The following is a 20347-nucleotide window of genomic DNA, read 5'->3' on the forward strand; positions in this document are numbered from 1 at the left end:
ATGGGGCCATGAAATGACTATAGTACAGCGCCTTGCTAACACTAATGATTGAGAATATTAGGTTGTTTTAAATTAAAATGTTGTGATTAGAAAATTTTGGGCAGATTCCCGAGATAGTTCAGAATAATTAAGACTCGAAAAACACACATGGAAAAATCAATTGGGGTGCGAACTAATATCAGGGTCTGTCATATGAAGCTAGGAATATTTTTGAGATTACCAAAAAAAATAACAAAAGATCATTGGTAGTATAAAATTTTATAATGGAAAATATATTCCTATTATTTATACCACCATCAACTATTCTGCCGGTTCTCCCGGATAAAAAAAGATAGATTGTTCTGCCAGTTTCGCTTCTTCACTTAGCTGCTGTAAGGTCCAGTGATCTGTTTTGGTAGTTTGTATCCACATCTTTCCTGATTTACGCATTACCTGTACACTGAGTCCCAGCTGATGCTTGAAATCATATTCCACTTCTGCAGCAGTACGCTGTTTGCTGATATCTATCCAGCCAAAGGTGTGCATCATACGGATATCATCTATAGGGGTATCCGGGGAGAGTTTATCTTCTGCGCAGCAACGTTCGCCCACTTCATGAGGCTGCCGGTAAAATTCCAGGTTAAGAAAGGGGTAGGCTTTCCTGAAATCACTTTGTATGTTGGAAATGATAGCTTCTTCACTGATATAGATTTCCATAACGAAAGATTTATACAAGATTACAACTTGTATCTACAAGAGAAAATGAGCGTGGATAGTCGTGTGAATGATATTAATCATCTACTTTAGCTTGTACTGTTCTTCTTCGATAATATTTGTCAGTTCATGCTCGCTAGGCAGATTAATAAGATATTTAGACACAAAGACCTGTTGGGGAAGGCCAGCTGTAGCATATCTTACAAGATTCTCACTTTTACTTGCACATAAGATGATACCAATAGGGGGATTATCACCTTCGTTAAGCTCATTTTCCTTATAATAATTTAAGTATACATTCATCTGACCTGCATCTGCATGAGTAAATTCACCGATCTTTAAATCTATAATAACATGGCATTTTAAGATCCTGTGATAGAAAACCAGGTCTATGTGGTAATGGGTATTATCGAATGTGATACGCTTTTGCCGGGCTTCAAAACAAAACCCACGGCCCATTTCCAGTAAAAAGGTTTGTAAATGATTAATAATTGCTTCTTCCAGTTCTGATTCGGTATAGATCGCTTTTTCTTCCAGCCCTAAGAACTCCAGCATGTAAGGATTACGAAATATATCTTCCGGCTTTAACGGTTCTTCTTTTATATGACTTTTTAGTACAGCCTGTTTATCTGTACTCAGTCCGGTACGTTCAAATAACATACTGTTTATAGCTCGTTGCAGATCCCGTACACTCCAGTTATTTTTTATAGCTTCCATTTCATAAAAACTGCGTTTTGAAGGGGAATCAGATTTGAGCAATTCTATAAAATGAGAGAAGCTAAGTTTGTTAAGTAATAGTTCGGGATCTGTCTGAAATGTGGTTGTCTGTGTTTAGGGAGAAGAGGGTTCTAAAGATTTTGCGGACAGTGTCCGCAAAATTGTATTGTATTGATTATCAGATAAATGTAATTTTGCAGACAGTGTCTGCAAAATCTTTGGATAGGTTTTATAGAAGTTTTTACAAAGGTATAAAAGTCGTTCTCCTATAGAGGACAAACCATCCATTTTAAGTTTATTTACAATCTCTTTAAATAATTTTTGCCCATATTCTGCACGATCATTTCCGTATTGTTCATATTCAACAATGTGAAATCCTATTACCCAGTTGCGCACAGTTAAGGCTGTATTTACCTGTTTCTGAGCCTGGTTTAAGAAATAATGGTTTGTTTCCTGAATAGTGGAAACCAGTTTTTCAATATTAATAACTTCTTCTGTACTCATAACTGTATTGAGGATCTCATTCACGATAGGGAATGAATAAAATGGTTAACAAAATGTGGCAATGAGCTGCCAGATTAACAAAACAATCATCAAATATAAGAATTTGAGAATAATATTGAAAAAAAGAATAGGTAAAAAAATATGACTATTTGGTAATTTAGCATTTAATAAAGACGGGAAGCTGTACTACTTTTATAAAACACGTTTCAAAAACAAGTAATTCTCGCATCAGGTGAGGCTGTTTACAGGGGAAACAGAAATAAGGAAGATGCTACACGCCAATAATGAACAACTTTTAACTCAACGCCTTCGCAACAGTGAACATGCGGCTTTTGAAGAACTGTATGCAGCTTATCATCAATTATTGTTAGATGTGGCATATCGTTATCTTAAGAGCAGAACTGCTGCAGAAGATGCCGTGCACGAAACTTTCGTGAAGTTATGGGTCCACCGGGAAGAACTGGACCCGGTGCAGGGTGTTCGCAATTACCTGTTCAAATGCCTGAAATTCCATGTATTAAATATCATACGTAATCATAAACGCAGCCTGGTTAAACAATACGAGATATCATATAATACCGCCAGGAACCACCGCGACCCAGAAGCCAGCGTCATCTTCAACGACTATAAGAAAGCAATAGATACTGCCATAGATAAGCTTTCAGCACAAAAAAAGAATATCTTTAAAATGAGATCAGTAGAAGGTCTCAGTAATGAAGAAGTAGCACAAAGGCTGGGCCTCTCCATCAATACAGTGAAGTTTCAATATTCTCAGGCCAGCAAAATGCTGAAGGGCTTTTTAAAGGTCATCATGAGTCTCATCCTCATTTATCTCCTTTTTTAACTTTTTTTTTATTTCATATAATACTTTCCCATTCTTCGGGTGTAGTACTAATATAATAGGGCAATATGGAGCAATTTGACCGAAATCTGTTGCAGAAATACAGGCAGAATGAATGTTCTCCTGAAGAGTATGCAAAAGTACTGGAGTGGTTTACCTCTGAAGAGGGAAGGGAATACCTGGAAGCAGCCATGTCGCAGGATCTGGAACTGGGGACTTACAGCCCGGTAGAATCAGCAGGATTATATCAACGTATTCTTGATAGTACACAGCCACGGAAAAACAGATTCAGAGCGTTAAAGGTAGCAGCTGTACTCACCGGTACATTATTACTTGGATATGGGGGCTGGAAATTATCCAGTAAGGGGGATACCGTTGTTCATACTGCATACGGAGAAATACGCACGATCGTATTACCCGATCAATCGGTTGTTACTTTAAATGCAAACAGCACCTTACGTTATAAGGACAGGGAAGTATGGATGGAAGGAGAGGCTTATTTCTCTGTAAAACCATCAGCCACCTCCCAACCATTTCTGGTACATACAGCCAGTAAAATCAATGTAGAAGTACTGGGCACCACGTTCAACCTGGTAGACCGTCATGGTAAGATGCAGATCGTTCTGACCAGCGGAAAGGTAAGATTACATAATAATAAAGAAGCCACGATTATGAAACCGGGCGATCTTGTTGAATATAAAAAACAAGTTCGCACCACGTTAAAACAACATACAGATACGCTCAATTATTCTTCCTGGAAAAATAACAGTCTGCACTTTGAAAATGCCAGCTTCGCAGAGTTATCACAATTACTGGAAGATACCTATGGTGTAAAAGTAGAAATACGCGATTCATCATTATTACATCAGCAGTTTACAGGTACTGTACCCGGACAGCGGATAGACGTACTTTTGAATGGATTATCACAGCTTTTCCATTTAAAGGTGACCAACGAGAACAATAGAGTAATTATAGAAAAGGATAACAAGTATTAACCAACGCAGTAACGCTGTATGTAGGGTGTACAACAACATACAGTTATAACAGCACATTTTAATTCATTCAAACCAATTTGAACATGAACAAGTTCATCAGCGCCTGTATGGCCGTTGTGGGCATGGTATGTTATGCAAACATGCCTGCAAATGCCCAGGACCTGGCAGCACTTGGGACGCATGCTGCTCCTTATGAGAACGCGCAGTCAAAATCCCTGAAAAACGTGCTGGACAGGTTAGAAGTTAAGTACAATGTACACTTCATGTACAAAAGTAACCTGGCCAAACTGCCACTTACAAATCTTGAAAAAGCCCCTGCTTCGTCTCTGGAAGAGGAACTGAATAATATTACTGGCAATAATAAATTGCGGTATAAAAAGATGGGAGATGATTTCTATATCATCTTTTCAAAAGACGAAGAACCAACTACTAATGTAGCACCTGAACAAATCACTGTAAAAGGGATTGTTACAGATGACAAAGGACAACCGGTACCCGGTGCAACCGTACTCGTGAAAGGTACCGGCAACGGTACTTCAACCGGTATTGATGGCAGTTGGACATTGCAGGTGCCTGATGCCAACGCAGTACTGGAATTTTCCTTTATCGGTTATGTAAAACAGGAGATAGCAGTTGGCGGACGTACTGTCATCAACGTTATACTGGTGCCTGATGTAACCTCCATGTCGGAAGTAGTGGTAGTTGCCTATGGTACTCAGAAAAAGATCAACCTTACCGGTGCAGTTACTGCTGTAGACGGGAAAGACCTTAACTGGAAACCGGTAGGCCAGGTATCAGCTGCACTACAGGGGATTGCTCCGGGTGTTACAGTGACCACGATTAGCGGTCAGCCCGGATTAGACCAGGGTACCATCCGCATCCGCGGCGTAGGTACACTGAACAGCAGCGATCCGTTAGTACTGATAGATGGTGTGCAGATGAGCATGAACGATATAGATGCCAATGATATCGCTTCCATGTCTGTACTGAAGGATGCAGCTGCTTCTTCCATCTATGGTGTAAGAGCTGCAAATGGGGTGATCCTCATCACCACCAAAAGAGGTAGCAACGGTAAAGCTAAAGTCACCTACTCTAACTATTTTGCCTGGCAACGCCCTGCCCGCCTGGCTAAATATGTAGGTGCACAGGATTTCATGAAGCTGGTGAACCTGACGGCTGCCAATTCCGGTAGCGGTGCTACTTATTCCGATGCGCAGCTGGCGGCTTATAACGACCCAAACCGCGATATGGATCTGTACCCTGATAATTACTGGCTGAAGGATGTGCTTACCGGTAGTGGGTTTCAACAGGAACATAGCTTAGGTATCTCCGGCGGTAAAGAAGATCTGAAATATCATTTCTCTACCAACTATTTTGATCAGAAAGGATTAATCTCCAATATGGATTTTAACCGCCTTACTGTTCGTTTGAATACAGACATCAACGTTACCAAGAAACTTACTTTCAGTGCAGACATTGCTGCCCGTTTGGGCGACAGAACAGAACCTCAGGGTGTGGCTGGTTCTGCCTGGTATCAGTTTGGACAGGCGGCTGTTGTAAATCCGCTTACTCCCAATAAATATAAAGATGGTACCTGGGCATTGGTAAGAGGTGGACAAAACCCCATCCGTTTACAGCAGGAAGGTGGTTTGTACGAATATAAGAGTAACCTCTTCACCGGTAATTTCAAGGGTAATTATACACTGGCAAAAGGATTGACATTAACAGGACTTGCTGCCGTAAATTATCGCTCTGATTACAATAGCACTCACGAGAAAGCACTGGATTATTATACGGACCATCCTACTAATTCCAAAATCCTCACATTAGGACAAAATACCGTCCAGAAAGAATACCAGGGCTATTGGTTCAAGAACTTCCAGGGATTGGCAGAATATGCTAAGAACTTTGGTAACCATTCCTTTAAATTACTGGCAGGTGCTTCTCAGTTATCTGAAACTACAGATGATTTAACCGGTTACCGTTTGAATCTGCCTAACGGAACGATAGAGCAGATTAATGCAGGTGCTTCTACCGGACAAAAGACTACCGGTACTGCTACTGCCTATTCTCTGGTATCATTCTTCGGCAGATTAAACTATTCCTTCAAGGATAAATACCTGCTGGAAGCAAACCTTCGCCGTGATGGATCTTCCCGTTTCTCCGACGGACAAAAATGGGGTATGTTCCCTTCTTTCTCCGCAGGCTGGCGTATCTCATCAGAAAACTTCATGAAAAGTATTTCTTTCCTGAACGATCTGAAACTGCGTGCTTCATGGGGTAAACTGGGTAATGATATCATCCTGGATAAAGATAAAAACACTACCAACTATCCTTATCAATCTGCATACATCTACAACAGTTATCCTTTTGGCGGTGCTTTAAATCCAACTGCGGGTATTCAGACTTACCCCAATTCCGGTCTTACCTGGGAAACTACGAAAATGACGGATATTGGTCTGGATGCAAGTGTGTTGAATCACCTGGATATTAACTTCGACTATTACAAAAAGAATACGGAGAATATCCTGTTATTCCTGCCTATACCAGCTTCTGTAGGTTTAGATGCCTCTGCACAGAACGCAGGTAAAGTACAGAATACCGGTTGGGAACTGGCATTAAATTACCATGGTAAAATTGGAAAGGAATTTAATTTTAATGTAGGTGCAAATCTCTCCGATGTACATAATAAGATCGTAGATCTGAGGAATACTGATGCTGTTACCAAAGACAATAATAACATCTATACCGGTCTGGTTGCTGGTCAGCCCATCAATGGCTTTTATGGCTACCAGGTAGAAGGTATTTATCAAACGGCGGCACAGGTTTCCGGACATGCACAACAGACTGTTGGCACTACCGGCCCTGGTGATCTCATGTACAAAGAACAAACAGGCGATGGTGTTGTAAAACCAGGTGCTGCCAATGCAGGCGGAGACATGGTATATCTGGGTAGCAATATTCCCCGTTACACCTATGGCGTGAACCTAGGTGCTTCCTACAAACATTTCGATTTCTCTGCTTTCTTCCAGGGCGTAGGTAAAGTGTCTATCAATACACTGGTGATTGAAAAAGCTCCTACAGCAAATGATGGTAATTTCAGGGAAGAACATAAAAACAGCTGGACAGTAGATAATACCGGTGCTGCTTTCCCCCGTTTGCTGACTACCACACAAAACTATCAGTCGTCTTCTTTCTGGGTAAAGAGTGGCGCTTATATGCGTCTGAAAAGTCTGCAACTGGGATACTCTCTTCCTGATCATATCCTGAACAGGTCCGGATTCGACAGGTGCAGATTATTTGTAAGCGGACAGAACCTGCTTACATTCTCTTCCCTGCCCAAAGATATAGATCCTGAAGCCCCTAATGATAGCCGCTATTACCCACAGGTGAGAACATTCACCTTCGGATTAAATGTGCAATTCTAAATTAAGCAAGCCATGAAGAAATTATCAATAATAATTATGCTGACAGGCGCTGTGTTTTTTACAGCATGTAAAAAATATCTGGATGAGCAGCCACAGGATTCAGTAAGTCAGCAAACCTACTGGAATACAGAGGCAGATGCTATCAACGCTGTAAATAACTGCTATCGCCGCCTGGGGGATGTAGACAACCGTATCTTTATTTCCTGTGCTACTGACGACAGTTACTCATGGAGCGACTGGCCAAGTGATGTCAGGCTGGTGGGGAACGGTAGCGCTTCTTCCGGAACAGGTGTGTTCTCCAACTTCTGGAGCAACCTCTATAAGATGATCGCGTCCTGTAATGATGTGCTGGATAATATAGACAGGGATAAAGCACTTACCGATAGTATGAATTTACGCCTGAAAGGAGAAGCCCGTTTTATCAGGGCTTACGCTTATCAGCAACTGACAGGTATGTTTGGTGCTGTGCCGCTGATTACACATATCCAACAGGTGAGCGAGTTTAAAGCTGCCCGTACATCTACGGATTCTATTGCTCAGTTCATCGTAGATGAAGTAGATGCTATCTCTCCACATCTGCCTATATCTTATGGCACAACAGATCAGGGCCGTGTTACCCGTGGTGCTGCACTGGCGCTGAAAGCACGTATTTTATTGTATGCTGGTCGTAACAGTGAAGCTGCTACAGCTGCAAAGGCTGTGATGGACCTTGGCTACTATAGTATAGACAAAGATTACGTAAGCCTCTTTAATGGTACGAATAAAACCAGTCTGGAAATCATCTTTTCAGCTGCTTATGTGAAAACTACTTTACCAAGTGCGATGGCAACATGGGTAGGTGGCCCTTCATTAGGTGGATGGTCGCAGGTAGTGCCTTTGCAGTCACTAGTGGATGCTTACGAATGTACTGATGGTAAAACGATAGACAAGTCTGGTGTGTATGATGCCACGCATCCTTATGATAATCGTGATCCTCGTCTTAAAATGACAGTTGTGGTGCCCGGGGTAGTCGTTAACGGAGATACTATCGATGTAACAAATAAGAATGGCCTGGATGCATTGAGTAAGAACAATGCTTCTTTCAGCGGGTTTTATTATAAGAAATATGTGCCTGCAGATATTCAGGGGAATTGGGATAGTAATTCATACAATGATGTAGTGTTGATCAGGTATGCAGAGGTATTGCTGATATATGCTGAAGCTAAGATAGAGATGGGACAGATTGATCAGTCGGTATATGATGCTATTAATCAGGTAAGGCAACGCCCTGGCGTAATGATGCCGGCATTAACAACTGCTACTGTAAGCGGACAATCTGATATGAGAGATGCGATAAGACGTGAAAGACATGTGGAATTTCCTATGGAAGATAACCGCCTGTTTGATATCCGTCGCTGGCAGATAGCTGAAACGGTAATGACGGGTACTGCTTATGGTATACTGAATAATTATGATAACAGTCGGGCTGATTATGGTAAACATGTGGTAGTAGAACAACGAACATTTGTGAAACCACGTGATTATCTGTGGGCAATACCACAGGGAGAAGTAGCATTAAATCCGAATTTGTTACCTAATAATACTGGCTGGTAATACCCTGAAGAGATTCAAAACAGGAATATAACAGGAATAAAACAGGTTCATCCTCCGTTTATCCTCCGTTAATTAACGGAGGATAAACGGAGGATGAACCTGTTTTAAAGCTTATCAATTGCTCTTCTATTCCTCTTTTATTATAGCAAGAAACGGGTTTTACCTTTTATTCGTTAGCCCATACCTTTGCTCTTATGATCGCACATATTGATATAGGTAGCAGTCTGAAGCAAATGGTCCGTTCCGGGCAGATTACCCTGGGAGGATATAGAAATAAAAAGATCTACGGTACCCTGCATTGCAGTTCCGGTAAGCGGATGAAGATAGAAAACAGGGTTTTCTTTAAAGATGAGGAAGAAGCTGTTTTATCCGGTTACAGACCCTGTGCACATTGTATGCCCGAACAATACAAACATTGGAAGAATGCACAATTTACTGCCTAAAGACGGAGAAGTATACTTTTACCCGGAGTTGTTTACAGCTCCTGAAAGTGATTATTTTTTTGATATACTTTCTAAGGAAATAGCCTGGAAACAGGAACCTGTCTTTATTATGGGCAGGAATATCCTGCAACCCCGGTTAACAGCCTGGTACGGTGATCCGGACAAGCCCTACAGCTATTCCGGTATTACTATGCAGCCACATCCCTGGACACCTGCTTTAATGGAGATAAAGTCCAGGATAGAGGCTGTGGCGGGTGTTCGTTTTACCAGCGCTTTATTGAACTTTTACAGGGATGGGCAGGATAGTATGGGATGGCATAGGGATAATGAAAAGGAATTAGGGATAAACCCTGTAATTGGCTCTGTGAGTTTTGGCAGTCCCAGAACATTCGCTTTAAAACATTATACAGATAAAACGCTGACAGAAAAGATCCCTTTAACGCATGGTAGTTTTCTGCTGATGAAAGGCAGTACACAACACCACTGGCTGCATAGTATCCCCAAACAACTAAAAGTAACAGCAGGCCGGATTAACCTCACGTTCAGAATTATATTATAAAGACCGCAAGAACCGGGTTTTCTACGCTTCCCCTACGTGCTAATTTTGTGTTATGAAAACAATTAGCATTATTCCGATAGAGGAAGAAAATCTAACCATCAGTTACAGCTTTGCCAATACCCGGTTTGGAAAGGTATTAATAGCTGCTACTGAAACCGGGATCTGTTACATGGCCTTTGCTGATGAAACAGAAAACGATGCCGTTGCACTTCTTCGCAACCTGTTTCCTGATGCTGTTTATGGCAATATGAAGGATGATATCCAACAGGATGCATTACGCATTCTTGAAGGAGAATCAGTGGACATTACGTTACATGTAAAGTGTACCCCTTTTCAACTGGCCATATGGAAGAAACTGATTCATCTTCCGGAAGGAGAAGTATTGTCTTATGCAGCATTGGCAGGGGATGTAAAGCTGGCCAGAGCAGTAGGGACAGCCGTAGCTGCTAACCCTGTAGCGTATCTCATCCCTTGCCACAGGGTTATAAAATCAAACGGGGAAGTGGGAAACTATCACTGGGGCAGTGAACGTAAAGCTGCCATGATCAAATGGGAAAATAAAAAACAAATTACAAATGAACTGGCAACAAATAACAGCTGATCTGAATGAGAACGGGTTTGCCATTGTGAAAAATGTACTCAATAAATCGCAATGCGATGAATTGATCCATAATTACAATGCGGATAATACCTATCGTAAAAAGATTGTGATGGAGAGATATCGTTTTGGTTTGGGAGAGTATAAATATTTCCAGTACCCTTTGCCTTCACTGATCACGAATATCAGGGAGATGGTGTATGCACAGCTGGCGCCCATAGCTAACAAATGGATGGAATTACTTCGGATAGAGACTACTTACCCGCCTGTTCACCAGGAGCTAAAAGCTATGTGCGAGGCAAAGGGACAGGTGAAACCTACTATCCTGATACTGAAATATGGGAAGGGTGGTTTTAACACCTTACACCAGGATTTATATGGGGATATCTACTTCCCTATGCAGGCCGTGCTGTTCTTAAATCAGCCGGGAGAAGATTATACAGGGGGAGAGTTTGTACTGACGGAGCAAATCCCGCGGGCACAGTCGAAGGCTAATGTTTTGCAACCGGAGCGGGGAGATATGTTAATCTTTACCACTAACTTCCGGCCTGTAAAAGGAAGTAAAGGTTATTACCGGGTAAATATGAAACATGGGGTAAGTCCGTTGCATAGTGGAGAGCGGCATACCCTGGGTATTATTTTTCATGATGCACTCAGCTAATCATAATTTTACAATATGGAAATTCAACAGGAGATCGATTATAAACGCATTGCGGATGCCATTGAATATTTCAGGCTTAACTTTAAATCACAGCCTGGGCTGGAGCAGGTGGCTGAACATGTAAATTTAAGTCCATTTCATTTCCAGCGTATGTTTAAGCAATGGGCAGGAGTAACTCCCAAACAGTTCCTGCAATACCTTAGTGTAGAGCATGCCAAGGCGATTCTCAAAGGTGAAAAAGCCACCTTGTTTGATGCGGCTTTTGAAACGGGATTGTCTGGTACCAGTCGCCTGCACGATCTTTTCATCAAAGTGGAAGGTATGACACCGGGAGAGTACAAGAATGGGGGAGAGCAGTTGAAGATCAATTACAGCTTTGCAGAAACCCCTTTTGGGACGATTTTAGCGGCTTCTACCCATAAAGGGATCTGTTACATAGCTTTTGTGGATAAGGGGCATGAAGAGGCGTTTGCTGAGTTATACAGGCTTTTCCCGAATGCTGCCTATACGCATATTACAGATCAGATCCAGCAGAATGCGTTATTTGTGTTTACACAGGACTGGAATAAGCTAAAGGAGATTAAACTACATTTGAAAGGCACTGCTTTTCAGCTGAAAGTATGGGAAGCCCTGTTAAAGGTCCCTATGGGTGGGCTGACGACCTATTCCGAGGTGGCTGGTGAAATAGATAGTCCGAAGGCAATGCAGGCCGTAGGTACGGCAGTAGGCCATAATCCCGTAGCCTTCCTGATCCCCTGTCACAGGGTGATTAAAGCAACAGGAGAGCTGGGGCAGTATCACTGGGGCAGTGCCAGAAAGAATGCCATCATAGGCTGGGAAGCCAGTAAAATATTTAATTAGCAAATGAATCTTCCTTCATCTTTTAGTTTTAAAGAATGCCTCTGGTTTCTCAACAGGAATTTCGATGACTGTATGCATACAGTAGGGGAAGATTATGTGCGCAAAGCTATCCTGATAGAAAACCAGCCCGTACTATTTGAGATCAGGGAAAACAATCACAAACTCATAATAGAAGTTCTGAAAGGAGAAAACTCTCCGGTTATAGAAAACTTTATTCATGATTGGTTTGATATCAACAGGGATATCAAACCCTTCTATCAACTATTATCAGCTCATAAAGAGCTGGCGTATATGAGTAAGGATTTTGAAGGCTTGCGCCTGATAGGTATTCCTGATCTGTTTGAAGCTATCTGCTGGTGTATTATCGGTCAGCAGATTAATCTAACCTTTGCTTATAAGACTAAACGCAGGCTGGTAGAAAGATACGGGACAAAAATAGTTCATGAGGGAAAGGACTATTTCGCATTCCCATCTCCGGAAGTATTAGCAGATGCTAACCCGGAAGAACTAAAAGCCATGCAGTTCTCTGCACAGAAAATAGCTTATCTGAGAGGTATAGCAAATGTCTTTAAAGAAGGAAAGATGAGTAAAGAAATCTTACTGGATTTACCAGATGTAGCCGCCCGGCAAAAGGCATTAACAGCTATAAAAGGCATCGGTATATGGACGGCTAATTATACGCTGATGAAAACATTGAGAATACCTACCTCAATCCCATACGGAGATGCCGGGCTATTAAACGGATTGATTGCCCACAAGATTATCAGTGATAAAAAAGATGTTGAAGGCATCAATACATTCTTCCGGCATTTCAAAGGATGGGAAAGCTATCTGGTATTTTATCTGTGGAGAAGTCTTTCACCGAAATCTTAAAGATCCCACCATACCTCATTAGGGTAGTGCTTATTAATCACCACCGGTTCTCCAATCCTGGGCGTAGTAACAATAACTCCCTCAGCAGCTTTGGTTATTCTCTGCACCGGCTCATTCCAGGGATGATACGCCAATGTAAATTTCCCCCAATGCACCGGTAATAATGCTTTAGCTTTCAGATCAATACTAGCCTGAACAGTCTGTTCCGGGAACATATGAATATAAGGCCATGCCTCATTATACTGTCCGCATTCCAGGATAGCTATATCAAAAGGGCCATACTTATCTCCAATCGCCTTGAAATGGGAATCATAACCGGAGTCTCCCCCTATATAAATAGTGAAACCGTAAATGTTCAATACAAAAGAAGCCCATAAAGATCCGCCACGCTTGATGCCTCGTCCGGAAAAATGCCTCGCAGGTGCAGCTGCCAGCGTCATAAAAGGTGTCACTTTCTCCGTTTCCCACCAGTCCATTTCCGTAATCAGCAGATCGGTAAAACCAGTCACATACTGACCCACACCCAGCGGAACATATACCGCCTTCGTTTTAGTTTTTAACTTAGCAATAGTTTTCTTATCAAGGTGGTCATAATGATTATGTGTAAGGATGAGGTAATCTATTTCAGGCATATCTTCCACCTGGTAAACATTAGACCCCGGATAAGCCTTCATCATACCTTTAACAGGAGAAGCATGCCCGCTGAAAACAGGATCTACCAAGATATTAACCCCTTTACAGTGAATGAGATAGGAAGAATGTCCGAACCACACAATCACCGGTGTATCTGAAGATAAAGCCTTCAGATCTGTCTTAACAGAAGGTAACGGCTGTGGGGGTACGACAGTCTTAGGCTTATTGAAATAATCCCACAATAATTTCCTGAAAGGAATCCCTTCCGCTATCATCGGCGTATCAGATAAATTATTGAACTGATTGTCTTTATAATTCTTAGAATTGCTAAGATTTCGCCACTGCTTTTTCATTGCCTGCAAAGGTAGCAATTCTCCGGTAGTAAGAAACATAGGATATGATGACTGGTATCCATTAATGGAGTATAACTTTAAGTAATGACCCATAACTAATGGCAATTTCTGAATACCCCCGGTAAGCGTGAGCTTTGCATCATTATGGAAAGAGCGATTGATAAAATACTGGACAAGAGTATCAGCACAAGGGAAGTGATATTTTTACTGGCAGTGGTTTTCTGCCTGTCTCCACTGATCTCTCCACCAGTGGCTTTATTGATGGGATTAGTGATAGCCCAGTTTGTAGGACATCCCTACTTACACCTTAATCATAAAGCAACACATATTTTATTACAGGTATCAGTTGTAGGATTAGGTTTCGGGATGAATGTAGGAAGCGCACTGAAAGCGGGTAAACAGGGTATCCTGTTCACCATCATTTCCATCATCAGTACATTAGTAGGGGGATTCCTGATGGGGAAGATCTTTAAAATAGAAAAGAAAACGTCTTACCTGATATCAGCAGGTACTGCGATCTGCGGAGGTAGCGCTATCGCTGCTATTGCACCTGTTATCAAAGCAGAGGAAAAACAGATTTCCGTAGCATTGGGGACTGTCTTCATACTGAATGCTATTGCACTATTCCTGTTTCCCGTAATCGGGCATGCACTTAATTTATCTCAGACACAGTTTGGTTTATGGTGTGCTATTGCCATACACGATACCAGTTCTGTAGTAGGGGCCGCTGGTAAATATGGAGCAGAAGCGCTGGAAGTAGCCACTACTGTAAAACTGGCCAGGGCATTATGGATTATCCCGGTAGCCTTTTTATCCGCTTTCATCTTTAAACATAAAAGCAGTAAACTGAAAGTGCCTTACTTCATAGGATTATTTATAGGCGCAATGATCATTAACACATATGTTCCGGGAATACAGGTATTCAGTCGTTATGCAGTATATATCGCCAAATCAGGGCTCACACTTACGTTATTCCTGATAGGTTGTGGTTTATCCAGGGATGTATTACAGTCGGTGGGAGTGAAGCCTATGATACAGGGAGTGATTTTATGGGTGGGAATCTCAGCTGCCGCACTTTGGGCAATCGCCACATTTATATAAAAAAATCCCGGTTACACACGTAACCGGGATAATTATGTAGTAAGCAACTAAAAACTACTGATTAGCAGCCGCTGCTTCTTTTTTCTTCTTCTGATGATCAACAATTGCGCCTATCCCTGCACCTGTACCAGCACCTATTACGGTTCCGATGGCAGCACCTTTCAGGTGATCCTTGTTAATGAGCGCACCAGTGATTGCACCTGCTCCTGCACCAACTACCGCACCTTTAGCTGTATGGCTCCATCCCTTTTTCTTTGGAGTAGCCGTTGTTGTGGTTGCAGCAGTGGTTGTACCGCCGCCTCCACCGCCTTCGTTGTTCTGTACAGCGGCTGAGTTATGCTCGTGATGAGCCTTTTTAACTGCGTTCACAGAGTCTACTGCTTTGATAGAATCGAGGACTGCTTGTCTTGCATTCTGTGCCGCTACAGCTGGATCAGGTTTGTTATTGCAGGCGAATAATACTAAAGTTGTTGCTAATGTTAAAATTAACTGTTTCATGGCCTGATTGTTTAAATTTTATGGTTCTTCAATAGATGCCATGCTAAAATTATGCCATTATACTGTATTATCCTTCATTTTATTGAAAAATAGTTAAATGTGGATACTGATTTTTTGTTATTTGTTTGTTTTTCATGTATTTATATCAGTGCTGGATCTGTGTGATTTTGGTTTCATCCAGATCAAGCTGACTTTCATGTTTCCTGATCTCTTCATCACTGTAAATATTCTCTCTGCGCATTTTGTATAATTCATTGCGCTGTATATTATACAGGTGAATCAATACCTTGTTATACACATCTATTTCTTCCTGTTGTGTAGCATCACATTCCATAGATGCCAGCCGCTGATCTACAATAGTGATATCGCTTTCCAGTTTATCTTTCAGAAATCCTACCAGCTCATTTTCCTTCATTTCAACAGCATATTTTTCATTCAGCTCCTTTAACGCAGTATGCATCAGTCGCAGGTGAATAGCAGCATCCTGTTCTTCTTCCGGAGGGAAATCTTCTGTATCCTTCATATTCACCCATTTGATGACTAAAGGCAGTGTAAGGCCCTGAAAAACCAGGGTTACGAGGATAACCACAAAGGTGATAAAGAGAATGAGGTTACGGAGCGGAAAAGCGCTGCCATCGTCCAGTAACAGTGGTATGGACAGGGCTGATGCCAGTGATACCACTCCTCTCATACCCGCCCAGCCTATAATGACAGGGCCCTTCCAGGTGGGATTCACATTGTCCATCCGCACTTTTTGTCCCAGCCATTTTGGTACATAGGCAATGGGTAATACGTATAAAATACGGATGACGATCGTAATAAGACTGATCAGCAAACCATACTTAATAGCTTCCCAGATAGAGTAGTTGCCAAGGTTATCGATGATGCCCGGCAGTGCAAGACCAATGAGAATGAATACTAATCCGTTTAAAACAAATACTACCGTAGCCCAGGTAGATATGGTCTGTAGCCTGGCGGCACTCTGGGTAAATATTTCATTAGAGCGGAAAGAGAGGAACAACCCTCCGCTTACCACTGCCATTACACCGGAAAAGTGAAAGTGTTCTGCTCCTATGTACATGAAGTAAGGCGTCATCAGGGTCAACGCCGCATCGATACCCGGTGTAGTAGGCAGGTAACGATGGACCATGTACACGATATACGCTATGGCAAGGCCAATAACGATCCCCATGCCAGCTACCAGGAAGAACTGGCCAGTTGCATGTCCAAGGGAGAATTTGCCGGTTATAATGGCTAATAATGCAAAACGGAATACGATCAGACTGGAAGCATCGTTAATCAGACTTTCACCTTCCAGGATAGTAGTGACACGTTTGGATATTTTTATGTTTTTAAGTACAGAAGTAGCGGCGACAGCATCAGGCGGAGAAATGATCCCACCCAGGAGGAAGCCTAATGCCAGCGTAAAACCGGGAATAATGGCATCTGAAACAAATGCGATGATGAGAGAAGTGAGAAATACAAGGCCGAATGCCAGCATACCTATTGGCCGTCTCCATTTCCAGAAATCGTTCCAGGATGTGTACCAGGCAGCTTCATATAAGAGGGGAGGGAGGAAGATCAGGAAGATGATCTCCGGCTTTATTTCGATGCGCGGGATGCCCGGAATAAAGCTGATACCTAAACCGGCCAGTACGAGGAAAATAGGATAACATATTCTGAGTTTTTGCCCCAGCATGATGAGTAAAAACACTGCAAAGAGCAGAATGAGTATGAGGAGCAGATTCTCTTGATACATAGAAAAAATTTGGTAGCGGCTATAGCCGCTACCAAAATAGTAAATATTATTTAATCTTTAATCGAGCGGTACCAGATGTGCTTCAATCTGTTTGCGCTGAGATTCGTACTGAGCAGGCAGTTTCAGGTGCTTACCTAATTCTTCCAGTGGTTCATCCACGGTAAAACCAGGATTGTCTGTTGCTATTTCAAACAGTACACCACCGGGTTCCCTGAAATAAAGGGAGTGGAAGTAGTTACGGTCTATCTGCGGAGTGATCTGTAAGCCCATCTCGATGATCTTTTTACGGAAGGCCATCTGTGTTTCATCATCCTTTACCCTGAAAGCTACGTGATGCACGGTACCATTGGCACCCAGTCCACGTTCTTCTGTAGGTAATTCTACGAGGTCAATCACATTGGCAGTACCGATAGCATCGGTCGCATAACGGTAACGGTTACCTTCCTGACCTACTAATGCATAACCAAAGATATTGGTAAGGATTTTAGCGGTCGCCTGTACATTATTCAGGGTAAGGGTCACGTTGTAGAAACCTCTTGTAGCTACATCAGCCTTTACCGCTGCTGTTTCATAAGGTTTCCTGTTATCCGGCGCCTTAGGTATAATCAGTTCTAATTTCAAGCCATCGGGGTCCAGGAAAGTAAGGTACTTTTCTCCGAAGCGTTCAGCTGGTTTGTTATAGATGACGTTGTTTTCTTCAAAGCGTTTGATCCAGAAATCAAAACTACCTTCCGGTACTGAATAACCGATTTCAGTAGCCATTCCGGCACCACGGCGGCCTTGTCTTACGGCTTCGCCCCATGGGAAGAAGGTGAGGATACTACCTGCACTGCCCTGTTCATCTCCAAAGTAGAAATGATAGGTTTGAGGATCATCAAAGTTTACCGTTCTTTTTACAAACCGGAGTCCGAGGACTTTGGTGTAAAAATTAAAGTTACGTTTAGCATCGCCGGCAATGGCTGTGATGTGATGGATGCCTAATATTCTATTTTCCATGATCATTGATTTTCAAGTGTAAAAGTCAGCAATTTTGTATCGCTATTCTTTGTTTGTTGATGTAAAATTCCACTATTTTGTTGCGTTATCCATTAATCTATGACAAGAAAAAGAAATGCCGGTAAGAGCTACATATATCCCAAAACAAGCAACTGAGTATTTTTTGAGTATCTTTATCAGATATCAAATATTTGTCATGAAGAAGTATTTACCGTTATTATTATTGGTACTGGCTGCATGTCAGAATAATCCTAAGACACCTAAAACAGCAGACGAAGTATTAAATGAGGTAGGTAAAGTTCCGGGCATGAATGCTGGTGTGGGTAAGTTTAATATAACTGCGCCTGAAGGCTGGCAAAGGCTGGATACAGCCCTGAATGGTGTAAATGCCACTTTTCTGTTTGCCCCGTCCGTAAAGGATGGGTTCCGTCCAAATATCAATGTTGTCAGTGAATCCATGCATGGTACTTCCCTGGATGAATATTACAAGAAGAATGTGGGCATGATGGCACAGTACATGCAGAATTTTACTGAAGGGGCTACCTCTGAGAAAGAGATCAATGGCACCAAGGTGAAATTCCTGGAATATTCACATAGTCAGAACGGACGGGATATGGATGTTATCATGGCACTGATCCCTAAAAACGGTGTCGCCTATGTGATTACTGTAACAGCTCCTAAAGGTAAGCGTGCAGACTTCAGGAAACAATTCGACGATGTAGTGGGTTCGTTCAGTGTCTCCTGATAAAATACCATACATAAAATATTAGTCTATTAGTTTTGTAGATTTTTATAGCTTCGCCCTGTAAATAAATATTCTGACATGCGTCTGCAAGTTTACAGGGCGATCGCTATTGCTGTTATAAGTACTGTTTTTGCTGCACCGGCAGCATTGGGCCAGCACCGCAAACCCAATATTATCTTCATTGTGGCAGATGACCTGGGATATGGTAATCTCACTTCCTACAACAAGAAAAGCCAGATCCCTACTCCGAATATAGACCGCCTGGGAACAGAAGGCATCCGTTATACCAGCTTTTACGCAGGCAATACTGTTTGTGCGCCATCCAGATGTGCTTTACTAACAGGTAAGCATATGGGGCATGCCTATATAAGAGGCAATACCCGTTTGCCTATTCGTCCGCAGGATAGTACGCTTGCCCAGTTATTGCAGCAAAACGGTTATGCAACAGGTATGTTCGGTAAATGGGGCCTTGGAGAGGCGGGTACTACAGGTTCTCCGGAGATCAAAGGTTTTGATGAGTTTTATGGCTACCTGAATCAGGGCCATGCACATGATTATTATACCAATTACCTGTTTGAGGTAAAGAATGGTAAAATCAGCCAGGTGCCTCATGATACTAATGTATATACGCATGATGCCATTATGGAACATGCGCTTTCCTTTATTAAAAAGAATAAGGATAAACCTTTCTTCCTGTTTTTACCGGTAACACTTCCCCATGCGGAACTGGCCCCTCCGGCAAAGGATATGTTGCCTTTTTTAAATGCAGATGGCAGCAGTAAATTCCCGCCGGAAACCCCGTACTTACAGAATGGTGGTACCTATCGTAGTCAGAAGAACCCGCATGCTGCTTTTGCTGCTATGATCACTAAACTGGATAACAATGTGGGAGAGGTGGAAGCCCTGATTAAAGAACTGGGACTGGATGGAGATACCTACATCTTCTTTACCAGTGATAACGGCCCGCATAAAGAAGGCGGTGCTGATCCTGTATACTTCAACAGTAATGGCCCTTTAAGAGGTATTAAGCGGGATTTATACGAAGGGGGCATCAGGGTGCCCATGCTGGTAAGAGCGCCGGGAAAAGTTCCCGCAGGCCGTGTCAGCGATCAGCAATGGGCTTTCTGGGATATCCTGCCTACTTTTACAGATATCACAGATTCTCATACACTTGCAGGAATAGATGGGGTGTCATTTAAACAATCATTAACCGGAGGTACACAAATCGCCAAACATGATTATTTTTACTGGCAGTTCAATGAAGGTTATCTGCAGGAAGCTGTGTTGAAAGGAGAGTGGAAACTGATCCGGTTTAAGTATAAAGGTCAGCCTGAGAAATTTGAACTTTATAATCTGAGCATTGATATAGGGGAAAAGAAAAACCTTGCGTCTGTTAATCCCGCTAAGGTAAAAGAGTTGAGTGCTTTGATGAAGAAAGCGAAAACACCTGCAGAGAACAAAGAGTTTGACTGGTCTGAGACTGAAAAGTAAAACTA

General features: G+C 42.2%; 19 protein-coding genes and 1 pseudogene. 13 read left to right on the plus strand and 7 right to left on the minus strand.

The features are described from left to right. Window positions 1–300: 300 nt before the first annotated feature. The 3 genes and pseudogenes from BMW86_RS29325 to BMW86_RS33095 all read right to left on the minus strand — a co-directional run. A complete protein-coding gene (locus BMW86_RS29325) occupies window positions 301–696 on the minus strand; it encodes a hypothetical protein (RefSeq protein WP_089787016.1) in 396 nt (131 codons plus the stop codon). Between the two features lie 81 nt (window positions 697–777). After that, window positions 778–1410, minus strand: coding sequence for a PDDEXK nuclease domain-containing protein (locus BMW86_RS33090; RefSeq protein WP_218149254.1), 633 nt, complete (start codon window positions 1408–1410; stop codon window positions 778–780). Next, window positions 1399–1914, minus strand: a pseudogene (locus tag BMW86_RS33095) (DUF1016 N-terminal domain-containing protein); the annotation flags it as partial. The gene BMW86_RS33090 and the pseudogene BMW86_RS33095, both read right to left, overlap by 12 nt. Before the next feature lie 268 nt (window positions 1915–2182). On the opposite strand from BMW86_RS33095, the gene BMW86_RS29335 reads away from it, so the two are divergent. The 10 genes from BMW86_RS29335 (at window position 2183) to BMW86_RS29380 (ending at window position 12766) form a co-directional block, all read left to right on the plus strand. Then, complete coding sequence (locus tag BMW86_RS29335; RefSeq protein WP_089787018.1) at window positions 2183–2758, plus strand: RNA polymerase sigma factor; 576 nt, start codon at window positions 2183–2185, stop codon at window positions 2756–2758. A 65-nt stretch (window positions 2759–2823) separates the two neighbouring features. After that, on the plus strand, window positions 2824–3750 hold the full coding sequence (locus BMW86_RS29340) for a FecR family protein (protein WP_089787021.1): 927 nt from the start codon (window positions 2824–2826) through the stop codon (window positions 3748–3750). Between the two features lie 83 nt (window positions 3751–3833). After that, window positions 3834–7178 carry a SusC/RagA family TonB-linked outer membrane protein gene (locus BMW86_RS29345; RefSeq protein ID WP_089787024.1) on the plus strand — a complete coding sequence of 1115 codons (3345 nt, stop codon included), beginning with the start codon at window positions 3834–3836 and terminating at the stop codon, window positions 7176–7178. A 12-nt stretch (window positions 7179–7190) separates the two neighbouring features. Beyond that, the gene (locus BMW86_RS29350) at window positions 7191–8771 is read left to right on the plus strand and encodes a RagB/SusD family nutrient uptake outer membrane protein (protein ID WP_089787026.1); all 1581 of its coding nucleotides are present in this window, start codon (window positions 7191–7193) and stop codon (window positions 8769–8771) included. 194 nt (window positions 8772–8965) lie between these two features. Next, window positions 8966–9214: an Ada metal-binding domain-containing protein gene (locus BMW86_RS29355; RefSeq protein ID WP_089787028.1), complete on the plus strand. Its 249-nt coding sequence runs from the start codon at window positions 8966–8968 to the stop codon at window positions 9212–9214. Continuing rightward, window positions 9195–9773 (plus strand): alpha-ketoglutarate-dependent dioxygenase AlkB family protein, encoded by a 579-nt coding sequence (locus BMW86_RS29360; RefSeq protein ID WP_089787030.1) that lies wholly within the window; start codon window positions 9195–9197, stop codon window positions 9771–9773. Before BMW86_RS29355 ends, BMW86_RS29360 begins: the two co-directional genes overlap by 20 nt. 52 nt (window positions 9774–9825) lie before the next feature. Further along, window positions 9826–10374, plus strand: coding sequence for a methylated-DNA--[protein]-cysteine S-methyltransferase (locus tag BMW86_RS29365; protein ID WP_089787032.1), 549 nt, complete (start codon window positions 9826–9828; stop codon window positions 10372–10374). Further along, entirely contained in the window at window positions 10349–11032 is a 684-nt protein-coding gene (locus BMW86_RS29370) for a 2OG-Fe(II) oxygenase (RefSeq protein WP_089787034.1), read from the plus strand. Before BMW86_RS29365 ends, BMW86_RS29370 begins: the two co-directional genes overlap by 26 nt. 15 nt (window positions 11033–11047) lie before the next feature. Next, window positions 11048–11893, plus strand: a complete 846-nt coding sequence (locus BMW86_RS29375; protein WP_089787036.1) for a methylated-DNA--[protein]-cysteine S-methyltransferase — start codon at window positions 11048–11050, stop codon at window positions 11891–11893. A gap of 3 nt (window positions 11894–11896) precedes the next feature. Further along, complete coding sequence (locus BMW86_RS29380) at window positions 11897–12766, plus strand: DNA-3-methyladenine glycosylase family protein (protein ID WP_089787039.1); 870 nt, start codon at window positions 11897–11899, stop codon at window positions 12764–12766. Here the strand turns inward: BMW86_RS29380 and BMW86_RS29385 are convergent. Further along, a complete protein-coding gene (locus BMW86_RS29385; RefSeq protein ID WP_255373038.1) occupies window positions 12763–13845 on the minus strand; it encodes an MBL fold metallo-hydrolase in 1083 nt (360 codons plus the stop codon). The genes BMW86_RS29380 and BMW86_RS29385 overlap by 4 nt on opposite strands. A gap of 51 nt (window positions 13846–13896) precedes the next feature. On the opposite strand from BMW86_RS29385, the gene BMW86_RS29390 reads away from it, so the two are divergent. Further along, window positions 13897–14853 (plus strand): YeiH family protein, encoded by a 957-nt coding sequence (locus BMW86_RS29390; protein WP_089787041.1) that lies wholly within the window; start codon window positions 13897–13899, stop codon window positions 14851–14853. A gap of 54 nt (window positions 14854–14907) precedes the next feature. On the opposite strand, the gene BMW86_RS29395 is transcribed toward BMW86_RS29390, so the two are convergent. The 3 genes from BMW86_RS29395 to BMW86_RS29405 all read right to left on the minus strand — a co-directional run bounded on the left by BMW86_RS29395 (window position 14908) and on the right by BMW86_RS29405 (window position 18106). Beyond that, a complete protein-coding gene (locus BMW86_RS29395; protein WP_089787043.1) occupies window positions 14908–15351 on the minus strand; it encodes a glycine zipper domain-containing protein in 444 nt (147 codons plus the stop codon). A 145-nt stretch (window positions 15352–15496) separates the two neighbouring features. Then, entirely contained in the window at window positions 15497–17110 is a 1614-nt protein-coding gene (locus BMW86_RS29400; RefSeq protein WP_089787045.1) for a Na+/H+ antiporter, read from the minus strand. A 57-nt stretch (window positions 17111–17167) separates the two neighbouring features. Next, complete coding sequence (locus BMW86_RS29405; protein ID WP_089788242.1) at window positions 17168–18106, minus strand: ring-cleaving dioxygenase; 939 nt, start codon at window positions 18104–18106, stop codon at window positions 17168–17170. Between the two features lie 196 nt (window positions 18107–18302). Between BMW86_RS29405 and BMW86_RS29410 the strand changes: the two genes are divergently transcribed. Together BMW86_RS29410 and BMW86_RS29415 are read left to right on the plus strand one after the other, a co-directional pair. Further along, entirely contained in the window at window positions 18303–18851 is a 549-nt protein-coding gene (locus BMW86_RS29410; RefSeq protein WP_177189434.1) for a DcrB-related protein, read from the plus strand. A gap of 78 nt (window positions 18852–18929) precedes the next feature. After that, window positions 18930–20342 carry an arylsulfatase gene (locus BMW86_RS29415; RefSeq protein ID WP_089787050.1) on the plus strand — a complete coding sequence of 471 codons (1413 nt, stop codon included), beginning with the start codon at window positions 18930–18932 and terminating at the stop codon, window positions 20340–20342. Window positions 20343–20347: the final 5 nt, after the last annotated feature.

Source organism: Chitinophaga sp. YR573 (genome assembly GCF_900110995.1).
In the GTDB taxonomy this organism is placed as follows: Bacteria; Bacteroidota; Bacteroidia; order Chitinophagales; family Chitinophagaceae; genus Chitinophaga.